Genomic DNA, 15,690 nt, shown 5'->3' with positions numbered 1-15,690 from the left:
TGTATTCAGGAACTGAGATAACGTGGCAAAGAATATTCAAGCCATTCGCGGCATGAACGATTATCTGCCTGGCGAAACGGCCATCTGGCAGCGTATTGAACGCACATTAAAGCAGGTGCTCGGCAGCTACGGTTATAGTGAAATCCGTTTGCCGATTGTAGAGCAGACACCGCTATTCAAACGCGCGATTGGCGAAGTGACCGACGTGGTTGAAAAAGAGATGTATACCTTCGAGGATCGTAATGGCGACAGCCTGACACTGCGTCCGGAAGGTACGGCGGGCTGTGTGCGTGCCGGTATCGAGCATGGTCTGCTGTACAATCAGGAACAGCGCTTGTGGTACATCGGGCCGATGTTCCGCCATGAGCGTCCACAAAAAGGGCGTTATCGCCAGTTTCATCAGTTAGGTGCCGAGGTGTTTGGTCTTCAGGGGCCAGATATTGACGCTGAGCTGATTATGCTGACGGCGCGCTGGTGGCGTGCACTGGGTATCGACCAGCATGTCAGCCTTGAGCTGAACTCCATTGGTTCGCTGGAAGCCCGGGCAAATTACCGTGATGCACTGATTGCTTATCTGGAACAGTATAAAGATAAGCTGGATGAAGACTGCAAGCGCCGTATGTATACCAACCCGTTGCGCGTTCTTGATTCAAAAAACCCGGAAGTTCAGGCTCTGTTAAACGATGCGCCTGCGCTGGGCGACTATCTGGATGAAGAATCTCGTGAACATTTCGCCGGTTTGTGTGCTTTCCTGGACGACGCCGGTATCGGCTATACCGTCAATCAGCGCCTGGTGCGCGGCCTTGATTACTACAACCGCACTGTCTTTGAATGGGTAACCAACAGTCTTGGAGCCCAGGGGACTGTCTGTGCCGGTGGGCGTTACGATGGCCTGGTTGAACAACTGGGTGGGCGTGCGACGCCTGCTGTTGGCTTCGCTATGGGGCTGGAACGTCTTGTTTTGCTGGTTCAGGCAGTTAACCCGGAATTTACTGCAGATTCTGTTGTCGATATTTACCTGGTGGCATCTGGCAATGGTACCCAGTCTCCTGCAATGCAACTGGCGGAGCAGGTACGTGACAGCTTGCCTGGCTGTAAACTGATGACCAACTACGGTGGCGGGAACTTCAAAAAGCAATTTGCCCGGGCAGATAAATGGGGCGCTCAGGTTGCTCTGGTTCTGGGTGAAAATGAAGTCGCAAACCAGAAAGTCGTGGTGAAAGATTTGCGTTCAGGCGAGCAGGAAACCGTTTCTCAACGTGACGTGGCTGGCCATTTGAAAACGCTGCTGGGCTAATCCCGGTAACTTATCGTTAAGGAGAAGGATTGCGTGGAGATTTACGACAACGAGAACGAACAAGTTGAAGCAGTCAAACGCTTCTTCATCGAGAACGGCAAAGCGCTGGCTGTCGGCGTTGTGTTAGGTATTGGTGCACTGGTAGGCTGGCGTTACTGGGCAAGCCACCAGGTGGACTCCGCCCGTGAGTCATCTATGGTGTATCAGAACACGGTTCAGGCATTGAAAGCGGATAAACCTGGCAGCCTTGCTGCTGCGGAAAAATTTGTCGCTGATAATAAAGGCACTTATGGTGCTCTGGCATCACTGGATGTAGCAGAACAACTCGTCAACAAAAAGGATTTTGCCAATGCTGCCGCACAACTGAAGGCAGGGCTGGCTGATACCTCTGATGAAAACCTTAAGGCACTGATTGGCTTGCGTCTGGCGCGTATTCAGGTGGAGTTAAAACAGGCTGATGATGCGCTGGCAACACTTGGCAGCATTAAAGGTGCTGGCTGGAGTGCCATGGTTGCTGACATCAAAGGCGATGCACTGTTAAGTAAAGGCGATACCAAATCTGCCCGCGAAGCGTGGAGCAAAGGTGTGGGCATTGCAGATGCTTCGCCAGCACTGCGTAATATAATGCAAATGAAAATGAATAATTTGTCCAGCTGAGAGGGCACCGATGCAATTGCGTAAATTAGTTTTGCCAGGGCTGCTGTCTGTTACTTTGCTGAGTGGGTGCTCACTGTTTAACGGTGAGGAAGACGTAGTGAAAATGTCCCCACTGCCCACCGTTGAAAATCAGTTCACACCCTCTACTGCGTGGGATGTTTCTGTTGGAAGCGGTATTGGCAAGTATTATTCAAACCTTCACCCGACAGCAGATGCGGGCGTGGTTTATGCCGCAGACCGTCATGGTCGTGTAAAAGCGCTCAGTGAATCTGACGGCAAAGAAGTCTGGTCGGTTGACTTGTCAGAAAAAACAGGCTTTTTCTCCAGTAACCTGCCCGCTCTGCTTTCTGGTGGCCTGACTGTGGCAGGTGGTCATGTTTATGTGGGGAGTGAAAAAGCGAAAGTTTATGCGCTGAATACTTCCGACGGCAGCGTTGCCTGGCAGACGACAGTGGCTGGTGAAGCACTATCCAGTCCGGTTGTGAGTGATGGCGTAGTACTGATTCACACAGGTAACGGTATGTTGCAGGCACTGGATGAAAACAGTGGTGCCATCAAATGGACTGTAAACCTGGATATGCCTTCGCTGACACTGCGTGGCGAGTCTGCACCTGCTACAGCTTACGGTGCTGCGATTGTTGGTGGCGATAATGGCCGTGTTACCGCGGTATTACTGCAACCAGGTCAGATGATTTGGCAACAACGCATTTCGCAGGCTACCGGGCCGACTGAGATCGATCGCCTGAGTGACGTCGATACCACGCCAGTTATCGTTAACGGAGTTATCTATGCGCTGGCATACAACGGTAACCTGACAGCACTTGACCTGCGTTCCGGCCAGATAATCTGGAAACGCGACCTGGGTTCAGTGAATAACATAGTGGTTGACGCTGGTCGTATCTACATGGTTGACCAGAATGACCGTGTACTGGCTTTGAGCACTGATGGTGGCGTTACCCAGTGGACACAGAGTGATTTACTGCATCGCCTGTTGACTGCGCCAGTGTTGTATAATGGCTACCTGGTTGTGGGCGATAGCGAAGGGTATATGCACTGGATAGACCCTGACAATGGCCACTTCGTCGCACAACAGAAAGTGGACAGCTCAGGATTCCTGACCAATCCGATTGTCGCGGATGGTAAATTGCTGATTCAGGCTAAAGATGGCACGTTATATGCCATAACCCGCTAAACTATCCGGGTGTGATATCAGCTAAACGGCTCCTGATTTCGCCAGGGGCCGTTTCCTGTTTATAGTCAGGCGCACTTTTTGGGTGGTGCCTGGCTGGTTTTTTTTAAGTTATGAGGCTTTGAAAATGATACCTGTGGTCGCGCTGGTCGGGCGCCCGAATGTGGGTAAATCCACATTATTTAACCGTTTAACGCGCACCCGCGATGCACTGGTGGCGGATTTCCCTGGATTAACCCGGGACCGTAAATATGGTCGCGCTGAAATTGAAGGCCGCGAGTACATTGTAATTGATACTGGCGGCATCGACGGCACTGAAGACGGCGTAGAAACGCTGATGGCAGAACAATCACTTCTGGCAATTGAAGAAGCGGATGTGGTGTTATTTATGGTGGATGCTCGCGCGGGGTTGATGCCTGCCGATAAAGCCATCGCCAAACACCTGCGTAGCCGTGAGAAGCCTACTTTTGTCGTCGCAAACAAAACTGACGGTATTGATCCGGACCAGGCTGTTACGGATTTCTATGCTTTGGGCATGGGGGAAATTGTCCCTATTGCTGCAGCCCATGGACGTGGTGTTACCAGCCTGCTCGAACAGGTTCTCCTGCCCTGGATGGAAGATGTCAGCCCATCTGAACCTGTTGATGAAGATGCGGAGTATTGGGCTGCTCTGGCGGCAAAAGAAGCCGGTGAACCGGAAGAAGAGCCAGAGGATGATTTTGACCCGCAGTCTTTACCTATCAAACTGGCCATTGTGGGCCGCCCTAATGTGGGTAAGTCAACACTAACTAACCGTATTCTCGGTGAAGACCGGGTTGTGGTTTACGACATGCCTGGCACCACGCGTGACAGTATTTATATCCCGATGCAACGTGACGAGCGTGAATACGTGTTGATAGATACCGCGGGTGTGCGTAAACGCGGCAAAATCACCGACACCGTTGAGAAATTCTCGGTGATTAAAACTCTGCAGGCGATTGAAGACGCGAACGTAGTGCTGCTGGTTATTGATGCCCGCGAAGGGATTTCAGACCAGGATCTTTCCCTGCTGGGCTTTATCCTCAATAGTGGGCGTTCACTGGTTATTGTCGTGAACAAGTGGGATGGTCTGAGTCAGGAAGTACGTGAGCAGGTAAAAGAAACTCTGGATTACCGCCTGGGCTTTATTGACTTCGCCCGGGTTCACTTTATTTCCGCCCTGCATGGTAGTGGTGTGGGTAACTTGTTTGAATCAGTACGCGAAGCCTATGACAGCGCCACAAAACGTGTGAGCACCGCCATGCTGACCCGTATTATGACGATGGCAGTAGACGATCATCAGCCACCTCTGGTGCGTGGTCGCCGTGTGAAACTGAAATATGCCCACGCAGGTGGTTACAACCCACCTATTGTGGTAATTCACGGCAACCAGGTGAAAGACCTGCCGGATTCCTACAAACGCTACCTGATGAACTACTTCCGCAAGTCACTGGAAGTCATGGGCACGCCGATTCGTATTCAGTTTAAAGAAGGCGATAACCCGTATGCGAATAAGCGCAATACGCTGACCCCAACACAAATGCGTAAGCGTAAGCGTCTGATTCAGCACATTAAGAAAAGCAAATAAGCAGTCGAATATTGTTTATTGAACCAGAAAATACAGTGCCTGTGGGTGCTGTATTTTTTTAAGCTTTTGCAGCGCAAAATGTTACTGAACAGGCAGGCCAGGGCGCGTAAACTACCACCAGAAATACAGAATAACCAGGGAGTATAAATGGAGTATCGTTGCCCCGAATGCCAGGGTGAATGCACCCAACAGGGTGAACACTGGGTGTGTGAGAAATGCCATAAAACTATGGTGTTACAGCCGTTGTGCCCTGAATGCCATAAACCGCTTGAAGTCCTGAAAGCCTGCGGTGCAATAGATTATTTCTGCCAGAACGGCCACGGGCTGATTTCCAAAAAGCGCGTGGAGTGGCAACCTGCAGCCGGTTAATCCTGCGGTGTTTTACGTGCCCGCTGGCGGCCTTTCTTGACCGGGGAAATCGCAGTAACCTGGCTTTGTACCACGCCATCTTTGAGCCGGGTCGTTAAGGTCTCGCCAGCCTGAATTTGGGTAACAGCTTTAACCACTTCACCTTTCCCGGTGACAGTCACGCTGTAACCACGGGAGAGTGTTGCTAACGGGCTGACTGCTTCCAAATGAGTAACCGCCAGACCAAAGCGCTCACGGGTTTGCCCTAACTGGCTGCGAATTGCCTGGGTCATACGGAAGTTTGCCTGCTGCAGTGTAGCGCTGGCGCGCTGGATCCGCATGCCGGGGTGCTGCTGCTGTAAACGCTGGTTAAGGCGTTGTTGTTGCAACTGGCCGCGTTTCAGGCGAGTTTCCAGCGCGGAAGACAGGCGCTGGCGCAGAGCCAGCAACCGTGTTTGCTGGCGAGCCAGGCGCAACTGTGGGTGCTGTTGCTCCAGGCGGTGACGCAACTGGCTGAAATGCTGCTGGCGCTGCGCAATATAATAATCCATTGCCATTTCCAGCCGCTGTTGCTGGCTGGTGAGCTGGCGCACCAGTTCTTGTTGGTTACGGCTGACAACTTCGGCGGCTGCGGAAGGGGTAGGGGCGCGTAAATCGGCAACGAAATCGGCAATGGTGATGTCGGTTTCATGGCCGACTGCACTAACGACCGGGATGCTGCTTGCCACAATAGCCCGCGCCACCGCTTCTTCGTTAAAACACCATAAATCTTCCAGTGAACCACCGCCACGGCCAACAATCAGAACATCACATTCGGCCCGTTTATTGGCCAGTTCTATCATCCGCACTATTTGCCCGGTGGCATCTGCCCCCTGAACGGCTGTGGGGTAAATAACCACCGGCAATGCCGGGTCCCGCCGTTTGAGAATGTGCAGAATATCCTGCAAGGCCGCCCCGGTGGCTGAGGTCACGATACCAACACAGGTTGCCGGCGCAGGAAGCGGTTTCTTGAGAGCCGGGTCAAACAAGCCTTCATCAGCCAGACGTTGCTTGAGCTGAGCAAATTTTTGCTGCAGCAAACCTTCACCAGCAGGTTGCATGCTTTCTGCAATAAGCTGGTAGTCCCCACGGGGTTCATAGAGAGTGACACTGGCTCGCACTAATACTTGTTGCCCGTGTTGTGGGCGGAAAGTGACACGACGGTTGCTGTTGCGAAACATAGCGCAACGCACCTGGGCATTGTCATCTTTGAGAGTGAAGTACCAGTGCCCGGAAGAGGGCTGCGAAAGGTTGGATATTTCACCGCTGACCCAAATTTGCCCAAGGTCTTGCTCCAGCAACGTGCGCACTGCCTGATTCAGCCGGCTAACAGAAAAAATTGATGGAGAATTAAACTGTGACATGTGACCTGGATCAAATTCTAAATCAGCAAGTTATTCAGTCGATAGTAACCCGCCTGTCGGTGAAGGCAAGACTTTTTAGTAAAAAAATGTAGCCGCCACCCTTTATGCTCTGTATAATGCCGCGGCAATATTTTATCTGTTCTCATTCATCCCAGGTTGAGATATTGCCATGCTACGTATCGCTAAAGAAGCACTGACGTTTGACGACGTTCTCCTTGTTCCCGCTCATTCTACTGTCCTGCCGAATACTGCAGATCTCAGTACTCAATTGACGAAAACCATTCGCCTGAATATTCCTATGCTGTCTGCTGCCATGGACACCGTGACAGAAGCGCGCCTTGCTATTGCACTGGCTCAGGAAGGTGGGATTGGCTTTATCCACAAGAACATGTCCATTGAACGCCAGGCAGAAGAAGTTCGCCGGGTGAAAAAACACGAAAGCGGCATTGTTACTGACCCACAAACCGTTCTGCCAACCACCACCTTGCGTGAAGTAAAAGAACTGACCGAACGCAATGGTTTCGCGGGCTACCCGGTTGTGGCGGCCGATAATGAACTGGTCGGGATCATCACCGGGCGTGATGTCCGCTTTGTGACTGACCTGAACCAGGCTGTCAGCGTTTATATGACGCCGAAAGAACGACTGGTTACGGTTCGTGAAGGCGAGTCACGCGATGTTGTGTTGTCTAAAATGCATGAAAAACGTGTTGAGAAAGCGCTGGTGGTGGACGAAAGCTTCCATTTGCGCGGCATGATAACCGTTAAAGATTTCCAGAAAGCTGAACGTAAACCGAACGCCTGTAAAGACGAACATGGCCGTCTGCGTGTCGGTGCGGCGGTAGGTGCTGGTGCCGGCAACGAAGAGCGTGTAGATGCACTGGTTGCAGCTGGCGTTGATATTCTGCTGATTGACTCTTCTCATGGTCATTCTGAAGGTGTGCTGCAGCGTATTCGTGAAACTCGCGCTAAATATCCTAACCTGCAAATCATTGGTGGTAACGTGGCAACGGCTGCGGGTGCTCGTGCACTGGCAGATGCCGGTTGCAGCGCAGTGAAAGTAGGGATTGGCCCAGGTTCCATCTGTACTACCCGTATCGTAACCGGTGTGGGTGTACCGCAAATTACGGCTGTTTCCGACGCAGTAGAAGCGCTGGAAGGCACTGGTATTCCGGTTATCGCTGATGGCGGTATTCGCTTCTCTGGCGACATAGCGAAAGCGCTGGCTGCTGGTGCAAGTGCGGTTATGGTTGGTTCCATGCTGGCAGGTACTGAAGAATCTCCGGGTGAAATTGAACTCTATCAGGGCCGTTCTTTTAAATCCTACCGTGGGATGGGTTCTCTGGGCGCTATGTCCAAAGGTTCTTCAGACCGCTATTTCCAGAGTGATAACGCAGCGGACAAACTGGTACCAGAAGGAATTGAAGGCCGTGTTGCCTATAAAGGTCGGCTGAAAGAAATCGTTCATCAGCAAATGGGTGGCCTGCGTTCATGTATGGGCCTGACCGGCTGTGGTACTATTGATGAATTACGCACTAAAGCGGAATTTGTACGTATCAGCGGTGCCGGGATTCAGGAAAGTCACGTTCATGATGTGACCATCACCAAAGAGTCTCCGAACTACCGTCTGGGCTCATGATTATTCACGCCCGGCAATTGTGCCGGGCGATTCTTTATTCTCTGCCTCGGAATTAGCGTCAATGACGGAAAATATCCATAACCATCGCATCCTCATTCTTGATTTCGGTTCTCAGTACACTCAGTTGGTTGCGCGCCGCGTGCGTGAACTGGGCGTTTATTGTGAACTGTGGGCCTGGGATGTAACAGAAGAACAAATCCGCGCCTTTAATCCGAACGGGATAATCCTGTCTGGCGGCCCGGAGAGCACCACAGAAGAAAACAGCCCTCGTGCGCCGGAATATGTCTTCACGGCAGGCGTACCGGTACTGGGTGTATGCTACGGCATGCAAACCATGGCAATGCAGTTAGGCGGCCATGTAGAAGGTTCTAATCAGCGTGAGTTTGGTTATGCTCAGGTTGAAGTGATGACGGATTCTGCCCTGATTCACGGCATCGAAGACAGCCTGAGCGGCGAAAACCGCCCGTTGCTTGATGTCTGGATGAGCCATGGCGATAAAGTCACTGCAATTCCGTCTGACTTTGTGACTGTCGCCAGCACAGAGAGTTGCCCGTTTGCCATTATGGCTAACGAAGAAAAACGTTTTTATGGTGTACAGTTCCATCCGGAAGTAACGCACACCCGCCAGGGGCAGCGTATTCTGGACCGTTTTGTACGCGATATTTGCCAATGTGAAGCTCTGTGGACGCCTGCGCGAATTATTGATGACGCGGTATCCCGCATTCGCGAGCAGGTAGGTTCAGATAAAGTGATCCTTGGCCTGTCTGGCGGGGTGGATTCATCTGTAACGGCTATGCTGCTGCATCGCGCTATTGGTGAGAACCTGACTTGCGTGTTTGTAGATAATGGCCTGCTGCGACTTAACGAAGCCAGCCAGGTGATGGAAATGTTCGGTGACCGTTTTGGTCTCAACATTGTTCATGTGAATGCAGAAGAGCGCTTCCTGACTGCTCTGGCTGGGATTGATGACCCTGAAGCCAAACGTAAAACCATTGGTCGCGTGTTTGTTGAAGTTTTTGACGAAGAAGCACTGCGCCTGGAAGACGTGAAGTGGCTGGCCCAGGGCACTATCTACCCTGATGTTATCGAGTCGGCTGCTTCTGCAACCGGTAAAGCACATGTGATTAAATCACACCACAATGTGGGCGGCTTGCCGAAAGAGATGAAAATGGGCCTGGTTGAACCGCTCAAAGAACTCTTTAAAGATGAAGTCCGCAAAATTGGTCTGGAGCTTGGTCTGCCATACGATATGCTCTATCGCCACCCGTTCCCGGGGCCGGGCCTTGGTGTTCGCGTGCTGGGGGAAGTGAAGAAAGAATACTGCGATCTGCTGCGTAGTGCCGATGCCATCTTTATTGAAGAACTGCGTAAAGCCGATCTCTACGATAAAGTTAGCCAGGCGTTCACTGTATTCCTGCCGGTACGTTCTGTTGGTGTGATGGGCGATGGCCGTAAGTACGACTGGGTGGTTTCTCTGCGCGCTGTTGAAACTATCGATTTCATGACAGCACACTGGGCGCACCTGCCGTATGACTTCCTTGGCCGCGTTTCCAACCGGATTATTAACGAAGTGAACGGTATTTCCCGCGTGGTTTATGATATTTCCGGTAAACCGCCAGCTACGATTGAGTGGGAATGAGTTTCCAACCAGAAACGTCTGGCGCTCACAGGCACTAAATCAAGCTTAAGCCCGCGTAACTGCGGGCTTTTTTTGTTGTGCACAGAAAACCCCCAGCTAGGCTGGGGGTTCAGTAAAGCTTTCAGCTTTGGGCCAGTTATAAAAACCCCTTTTGATTTGTTAAAACAGGTTGCGGTCTGGCAACTGCAAACGTTCAACAAGAAATCAAAAGGGGGTCCCAATGAGGGACGAAAAGAGCTTAGCGCACACGCGATGGAACTGTAAATATCATATGGTTTTTGCGCCGAAGTACCGAAGACAGGTGTTCTACGGGGAAAAACGGCGAGTAATTGGCAGTATTTTAAGAAAGCTGTGTGAATGGAAAAACGTGAATATTCTGGAAGCGGAATGCTGTGTGGATCATATCCATATGCTTCTGGAAATCCCACCCAAGATGAGTGTCTCGGGATTTATGGGATACCTGAAAGGAAAAAGCAGCCTGATGCTTTATGAGCAGTTTGGGGATTTGAAGTTCAAATACCGAAACAGGGAGTTTTGGTGCCGAGGATATTACGTTGATATGGTAGGGAAAAATACGGCCAGGATACAAGAATACATAAAGCACCAGCTTGCAGAGGATAAAATGGGGGAACAGCTGTCAATCCCTTATCCGGGCAGCCCGTTCACGGGCAGTAAGTAATCGTTAGATGCAAATGTCAGATCGCGGTGCGCCTGTTAGGGCGCGGCTGGTAACAGAGCCTTACAGGCGCATATGAAAAACCTCCGGCTATGCCGGAGGATATTTATTGTTTTTGGCTTAGTCATTTTTAGCAATGTCTGGCAACGCCAGGTACGGTTTGACCGTGGTATTTTGATGGGGATGATTCATCGGTAATGCCATGGATTACGTCCGCTATCATGTTGAGTGTTTTTGATGGTGTATGGTAATAATCGGTCGAAAAATGCTGACTGATACCAGACTACGCAATCTTATACCCAAAGATAAACTGGCACATTCAGGTACATAGCCAAATCTAATTAGGCCGACTACTCTGTGTCAGAAGTGGACCTGAGTGGTACGTAAGCGTAGTAATTATTAAACACATATAAATTGCGAATCTTAAAGAGAATTAGGAAACATCATTCTACGCTTATCTTTTAAACTTGCTCTGGGGGATATTATCATTTTAAAAAAATGAATATCATTAGAACAGTTTGCTAGTTTTTATTTTTATATACATCTATTAATTCCTCTATTAACTCACGAGCCAGAATGGATGTCATAATATGGTCTTGTGCATGAACCATAATAAGAGTTATAGGTAATTTTCCACAGCCTTCATCCAGACCTATAAATTCAGTTTGGACCACATGCGCTTTATTAGCAGCTTGCTTTGATTTTTCTATTAACTCTTTTGCTTTCTCAAACTCTCCTCTCTTTGCATATGATAAGGCCTCAAAAGCATAGGACTTCGATTGCCCCGCATTTATAATGAGTTCCATGATCGCAGACTCTAAATTCATATGATTATACAAAATACCCCCTCAAACTAATTGAAAGTTATTAACTTATCTTTATACTGTTGCATTTATTAATGATTAATTCCGGAATGTTTTGGCCGATGCCTGGTCTGTCTGGAATAGTGATATAGCCATCAATCGGTTGGATATCATATTCCCCCAGGTTTCTACTGAAGTTACTTAAATTTCCTATATGGTGTTCATGAATGCAGAAATTAGGAATTGTTGCTTCTATCTGTAAAGCTGCCGCAACTGAAATTGGGCCACCACAAATATGTGGCTGAACTAACACATCATATATTCTCGCCATGTCACAGATTTTTTTGGCTTCCGAAATACCACCACAAGTAGCAATATCTGGTTGAATGACATCAAGAGAACGATTCTCTAAAAATGGCCGAAAACCATATCGAGAGAATATTCTTTCACCAGCTGCAAGTGGAACATCAACGTTATTACGTAGCTCTTTAAATAGTGCTGCATTTAGCGATACGCATGGTTCTTCCATATAAAGGATATTAAGATCCTTAATAAGTTTATTAATTTGCAAAGCCGAGTTGAAATCTGTCTTGGCATGTAACTCCAGTATAATATCTACATCGTCGCCAATCGCTTCGCGAATAGCAACTAGTCTATCCCTGCAAAGTTTCAACTTTTCATGAATTAAAAAACCATCATTTCTCTTATTTTTATTTCCATGAATATCTCTTTGTAAAGGATCGACTTTAATAGCTGTATAACCTTCACTTACTGCCTTCTTTGCAGCATCTGATAATTGTGTAATTCCTGGTAACGGTACTTCTTTATTATCCCAACCAAATTGAATTTGGCTGGCGTAGGCTCTAACTTTGTCTTGACTTTTCCCTCCTAATAATTCATATACGGGCACATTTAATGCCTTACCTTTGATATCCCAAAGGGCAATATCAATAGCACTAATGGCTGAAAAAATTATTGTACCTCCACCTTGTCCCCAGAAAGTATCTCTGTAAAGTTGATCCCAAATTTTTTCTATTGCAAAAGGATCTTGTCCGATGATCAACTTGCCAAAGTCCTGCAGTTGCCCAATGGCACCGAGTTTTGCATTACCATAGGCAACGCCTGCTTCACCAAAACCGCTAATTCCTTCGTCCGTATTAATTCTAATAAAAACAGGTTCGTTTGGTGAGGACGGTTCAAAATCCGCGCAAAAAATTTCTATATCTTTAATTTTCATCTTTCACCTTCTTATATTTTATATAATCGGAATTAAAAATTAGAATAGCAATTAATAAAAATTAATCAGCAGGCTCAAGAAACATTTTCATGGCAAAATTTAAAACCCTGGCACCATTCATTGAACCATAATCCAGCATATTTATGACATCACATGGTACATTAACTTTATTACATAATTGTTTTATCTCAGGTAATTTATAGCTAATCTGTGGTCCTAACAAAACAGCGTTTGCACCATCTAGATTTGATTTTAGTTGGTCAGCAGCTACTGCATATATTTCACATTCTATGTTTGCTTCATTAGCTGCACGCTGCATTTTAGCAACCAACATACTCGTGGACATACCTGCCATACAGCATAAAATTATCTTTTTCATCGTATAACCTCATCGGTGATTAAGTTCACATAAATTTTCTATTGTTAAACTGCAATATCTTGTTCTTTTTTGAGTTCTTCTTGACATTTTTGTCTGTCGAAGACTTTGAAAAAAGGATAATAAATAACACCAACAATCAGTAAGTTAACAGCGGTCAATATAACAGCAGCAACACTACCATTAGTAGCTAAAAAACCATACACTCCTATTGGAGTCGTCCAGGGGAGGGTGACCCCGGTCAATCTAGGGACAATATCTGTTGCCATAGCAAAATAGGTAGTCGTTGTAGCAATAAGCGGTGCAATAATAAAAGGGATAAGTAGTAATGGATTAAGTACAATTGGAACACCAAAAATAACAGGTTCGTTAATATTGAATATTCCTGGTACTATCGATAATTTACCAATTTCTTTCAAGTGTTGAGATTTCGCCAGAAATGCCATAAATAACACCAGTACTAATGTCGAACCAGCTCCTCCCATTTTTGTTGAGAAGTAAAAGAAATCAAAGGTAACTATATTGGGTATTTCTTTACCTGATTCGAAAGCAATCCTGTTTTGATCCATCAGGGTTAACCAAATCGGCATCATTACCGCCTGAACGATAGTTGAGCCATGAAGACCTACCGCCCATAGTATACTAATAAAAAAAGTAGTGAGCATTGCACCCCAATAGGAACCACCAGCATGTAAAAGTGGTTGTGATACGAATGTTTGAATGAGTATATGTATATTTTTCCAGCTGGTATTTTGGATTCCAATACGTAAAGCAAGAGCGAATAGAACTATAAAGAATATGGGTACTAATGCTGTGAATGATTTAGAGACAGCAGAGGGAACACTATCTGGCATTTTGATTACCAGATTTTTTCTAACAAAGAATCGCATTATTTCAACGGAAAATATAGCCATCAGAATAGATACAAACATTCCTTTGGCACCCATGTAATTTAGATTAATTCCAGATACATCTATGTTTTTACCTAACTCCTTAATAAAAACAGAAATTTCGTATGGTGAAACAATCATGAAGGCAGTTACCGAAGCAAGAGCAGAGGTAACGGCATCCAAAGAATATTTCTCAGCCAATCTGTAAGCAACCCCAAAACTAACAAATAAACCGAGCAGGCCAAAGGTAGCACCTACAGGTATAGATAGCGCCTCTTTCCAGCCATTGCCGAAGATAGATGCCATTAGGTTGGCATATCCAGGAATCGGTATATTACCGATAATTAAAAAAATTGAACCAACGATAACTAACGACATAGACATAACTAAGCCATCTCTGATAGCTTGTAGATGTCTTTGATTAGCAATTTTTGCCGCATATGGGACAAAATGCCGATCCAGAAATGATGTTAATTTATCCATAACTCTTGTCATGTTTGAACCTTTAGATTTAAAAGCAAGCTATCATTCAATTCTTAACAACACTGAAATATTTATATGTAAATTAAATAAAGTGTTATTGGTTCCTAATTAATTAAAATTTAACTTTTGTCAAACATCCAGAGAAATTGAGGCATGTATTCTTGGTTTTCAAATACCGTTTCTTTGAGAGCCTCATCCAATATCGTACCAGTATTTACGATTGGATTTAGAATTAGACCTCGTTTTGCTGCAACAAGATCGCCCTTTACTGCGGCTTCAACTGTCAGCGTTTCGAATTCTTTCATAAGCTGGATAAGCCGTAGTGTATCATCAGGAAATGGCTCGACATTAAGAGGCAATGGACCATTTTTAGTGATGATTGAGCTGACTTCAACGACACAGTCGTTGGGCAATCCGCTGATTGCGCCATTGTTTCGAGTATTAACATGCATGATTTTTCGTTTATCATTATATATGGAGGCCATTAGCTCACATGCGGCCTCGGAATAATACTGTCCACCTCTTTTCTCGAGTTCCTTAGGTTTTTCTTCAAGTGCTGGGTTCTTATAAATATCAAAAAGTTTTTTCTCTATTTCTTTAACTACTTCACCACGAGTTCCTTCACCATTTGCCTCAATTTGCTCCTGCTTCATAATGTCATCACTCATGTAATAATATCGTAGATATGCACATGGGATCATTCCCATTTTCCTCAGGAGATCGTCAGGCCATTCAAACGGAGGAATATTGGAAGGAACCAGAGGATCATTACCTTTAAGTATTTCATCCATGACAAAATCTAACTTATCATCGCCTTGGTATAGTACTTTACGCGCCCATATCAAATGATTAAGGCCAGCCACTTGCATAATAAACTCACCTTCTCGGGCATTAATTAGTTGAGAAATTCCTTTCTCCATAATTACTGGTACATTACATAATCCAATGGCTTTTATTTTTGTGTACTTCAGAATTGCCTCGGTGACCATTCCTGAAGGGTTCGTGAAGTTAAGAAACCAGGCATCTGGACAAAGTTCTTCCATTTCTCGACAGATTTCAAGTGTTACAGGAATAGTACGACATGCATTGGCAAAACCACCCAAACCATTAGTTTCCTGGCCAATCATTCCGTACTTAAGAGAGATGCGTTCATCTCGAATACGGCCATCCAGACAACCTGCTCTAAATTGAGAACAAACAAAGTCGGCATCTTTGAGAGCAAGGCGGCGATCAAGGGTAACTTTAATATCGATATGTAACCCTTTATGTTTTATCATTCGCTTTGCAAGTTCAGAAATGATATTAACTTTTTCTCTTCCTTCTTCTATATCTACTAGCCATAATTCACTGACTGGAAACTCAGTATGACGACTTATTAGGCCATCAATCAGTTCTGGTGTATAGCTGGAGCCTCCTCCAATAACGACAACTTTTAAGTTATTACTCATTA

General features: G+C 46.7%; 14 protein-coding genes. 8 read left to right on the top strand and 6 right to left on the bottom strand.

Annotated elements, in window-relative coordinates:
* Positions 1-22: 22 nt before the first annotated feature.
* From hisS to A9B99_RS06765, 5 genes are all read left to right on the top strand, one after another.
* The gene (hisS, locus tag A9B99_RS06785; protein ID WP_064595968.1) at positions 23-1,297 is read left to right on the top strand and encodes a histidine--tRNA ligase; all 1,275 of its coding nucleotides are present in this window, start codon (positions 23-25) and stop codon (positions 1,295-1,297) included.
* Positions 1,298-1,330: 33 nt separating this feature from the next.
* Positions 1,331-1,954, top strand: a complete 624-nt coding sequence (locus A9B99_RS06780; protein ID WP_064595965.1) for a YfgM family protein — start codon at positions 1,331-1,333, stop codon at positions 1,952-1,954.
* Positions 1,955-1,964: 10 nt separating this feature from the next.
* Positions 1,965-3,146, top strand: a complete 1,182-nt coding sequence (bamB, locus tag A9B99_RS06775) for an outer membrane protein assembly factor BamB (RefSeq protein WP_064595962.1) — start codon at positions 1,965-1,967, stop codon at positions 3,144-3,146.
* 124 nt (positions 3,147-3,270) lie between these two features.
* Positions 3,271-4,749, top strand: coding sequence for a ribosome biogenesis GTPase Der (gene der, locus A9B99_RS06770; protein WP_064596096.1), 1,479 nt, complete (start codon positions 3,271-3,273; stop codon positions 4,747-4,749).
* A gap of 147 nt (positions 4,750-4,896) precedes the next feature.
* Positions 4,897-5,118: a zinc ribbon domain-containing protein gene (locus tag A9B99_RS06765; protein ID WP_064595959.1), complete on the top strand. Its 222-nt coding sequence runs from the start codon at positions 4,897-4,899 to the stop codon at positions 5,116-5,118.
* Here the strand turns inward: A9B99_RS06765 and xseA are convergent.
* Complete coding sequence (xseA, locus tag A9B99_RS06760; protein ID WP_064595956.1) at positions 5,115-6,500, bottom strand: exodeoxyribonuclease VII large subunit; 1,386 nt, start codon at positions 6,498-6,500, stop codon at positions 5,115-5,117. The two genes, A9B99_RS06765 and xseA, sit on opposite strands and share 4 nt — an antisense overlap.
* A gap of 169 nt (positions 6,501-6,669) precedes the next feature.
* Between xseA and guaB the strand changes: the two genes are divergently transcribed.
* The 3 genes from guaB (at position 6,670) to tnpA (ending at position 10,454) form a co-directional block, all read left to right on the top strand.
* Positions 6,670-8,136, top strand: a complete 1,467-nt coding sequence (gene guaB / locus A9B99_RS06755) for an IMP dehydrogenase (RefSeq protein WP_064595953.1) — start codon at positions 6,670-6,672, stop codon at positions 8,134-8,136.
* Between the two features lie 61 nt (positions 8,137-8,197).
* Complete coding sequence (guaA, locus tag A9B99_RS06750) at positions 8,198-9,775, top strand: glutamine-hydrolyzing GMP synthase (RefSeq protein WP_064595950.1); 1,578 nt, start codon at positions 8,198-8,200, stop codon at positions 9,773-9,775.
* Positions 9,776-9,995: 220 nt separating this feature from the next.
* Entirely contained in the window at positions 9,996-10,454 is a 459-nt protein-coding gene (gene tnpA / locus A9B99_RS06745; RefSeq protein WP_064595947.1) for an IS200/IS605 family transposase, read from the top strand.
* 518 nt (positions 10,455-10,972) lie between these two features.
* Here the strand turns inward: tnpA and A9B99_RS06740 are convergent.
* From A9B99_RS06740 to A9B99_RS06720, 5 genes are all read right to left on the bottom strand, one after another.
* Positions 10,973-11,278: a PTS lactose/cellobiose transporter subunit IIA gene (locus tag A9B99_RS06740; RefSeq protein WP_064595944.1), complete on the bottom strand. Its 306-nt coding sequence runs from the start codon at positions 11,276-11,278 to the stop codon at positions 10,973-10,975.
* Positions 11,279-11,318: 40 nt separating this feature from the next.
* A complete protein-coding gene (locus A9B99_RS06735; protein ID WP_064595941.1) occupies positions 11,319-12,491 on the bottom strand; it encodes a mandelate racemase/muconate lactonizing enzyme family protein in 1,173 nt (390 codons plus the stop codon).
* Positions 12,492-12,552: 61 nt separating this feature from the next.
* Entirely contained in the window at positions 12,553-12,870 is a 318-nt protein-coding gene (locus A9B99_RS06730; protein ID WP_064595938.1) for a PTS sugar transporter subunit IIB, read from the bottom strand.
* 44 nt (positions 12,871-12,914) lie between these two features.
* The gene (gene celB, locus A9B99_RS06725; RefSeq protein ID WP_082917833.1) at positions 12,915-14,252 is read right to left on the bottom strand and encodes a PTS cellobiose transporter subunit IIC; all 1,338 of its coding nucleotides are present in this window, start codon (positions 14,250-14,252) and stop codon (positions 12,915-12,917) included.
* A 107-nt stretch (positions 14,253-14,359) separates the two neighbouring features.
* Positions 14,360-15,688 (bottom strand): 6-phospho-beta-glucosidase, encoded by a 1,329-nt coding sequence (locus A9B99_RS06720; protein WP_064595935.1) that lies wholly within the window; start codon positions 15,686-15,688, stop codon positions 14,360-14,362.
* Between the last annotated feature and the right edge of the window lie 2 nt (positions 15,689-15,690).

The organism is Mangrovibacter phragmitis, assembly GCF_001655675.1.
Classification (GTDB): Bacteria; Pseudomonadota; Gammaproteobacteria; order Enterobacterales; family Enterobacteriaceae; genus Mangrovibacter; species Mangrovibacter phragmitis.
This window is presented reverse-complemented; position numbering and strand designations above follow the sequence as displayed.

Coding starts and splice junctions, on each gene's coding strand:
- A9B99_RS06735 (WP_064595941.1), bottom strand. CDS start 12,491: ATGAAAATTAAAGATATAGAAATTTTTTGCGCGGATTTTGAACCGTCC.
- tnpA (WP_064595947.1), top strand. CDS start 9,996: ATGAGGGACGAAAAGAGCTTAGCGCACACGCGATGGAACTGTAAATAT.
- der (WP_064596096.1), top strand. CDS start 3,271: ATGATACCTGTGGTCGCGCTGGTCGGGCGCCCGAATGTGGGTAAATCC.
- guaB (WP_064595953.1), top strand. CDS start 6,670: ATGCTACGTATCGCTAAAGAAGCACTGACGTTTGACGACGTTCTCCTT.
- xseA (WP_064595956.1), bottom strand. CDS start 6,500: ATGTCACAGTTTAATTCTCCATCAATTTTTTCTGTTAGCCGGCTGAAT.
- guaA (WP_064595950.1), top strand. CDS start 8,198: ATGACGGAAAATATCCATAACCATCGCATCCTCATTCTTGATTTCGGT.
- A9B99_RS06740 (WP_064595944.1), bottom strand. CDS start 11,278: ATGAATTTAGAGTCTGCGATCATGGAACTCATTATAAATGCGGGGCAA.
- bamB (WP_064595962.1), top strand. CDS start 1,965: ATGCAATTGCGTAAATTAGTTTTGCCAGGGCTGCTGTCTGTTACTTTG.
- celB (WP_082917833.1), bottom strand. CDS start 14,252: ATGACAAGAGTTATGGATAAATTAACATCATTTCTGGATCGGCATTTT.
- A9B99_RS06720 (WP_064595935.1), bottom strand. CDS start 15,688: ATGAGTAATAACTTAAAAGTTGTCGTTATTGGAGGAGGCTCCAGCTAT.
- A9B99_RS06730 (WP_064595938.1), bottom strand. CDS start 12,870: ATGAAAAAGATAATTTTATGCTGTATGGCAGGTATGTCCACGAGTATG.
- A9B99_RS06765 (WP_064595959.1), top strand. CDS start 4,897: ATGGAGTATCGTTGCCCCGAATGCCAGGGTGAATGCACCCAACAGGGT.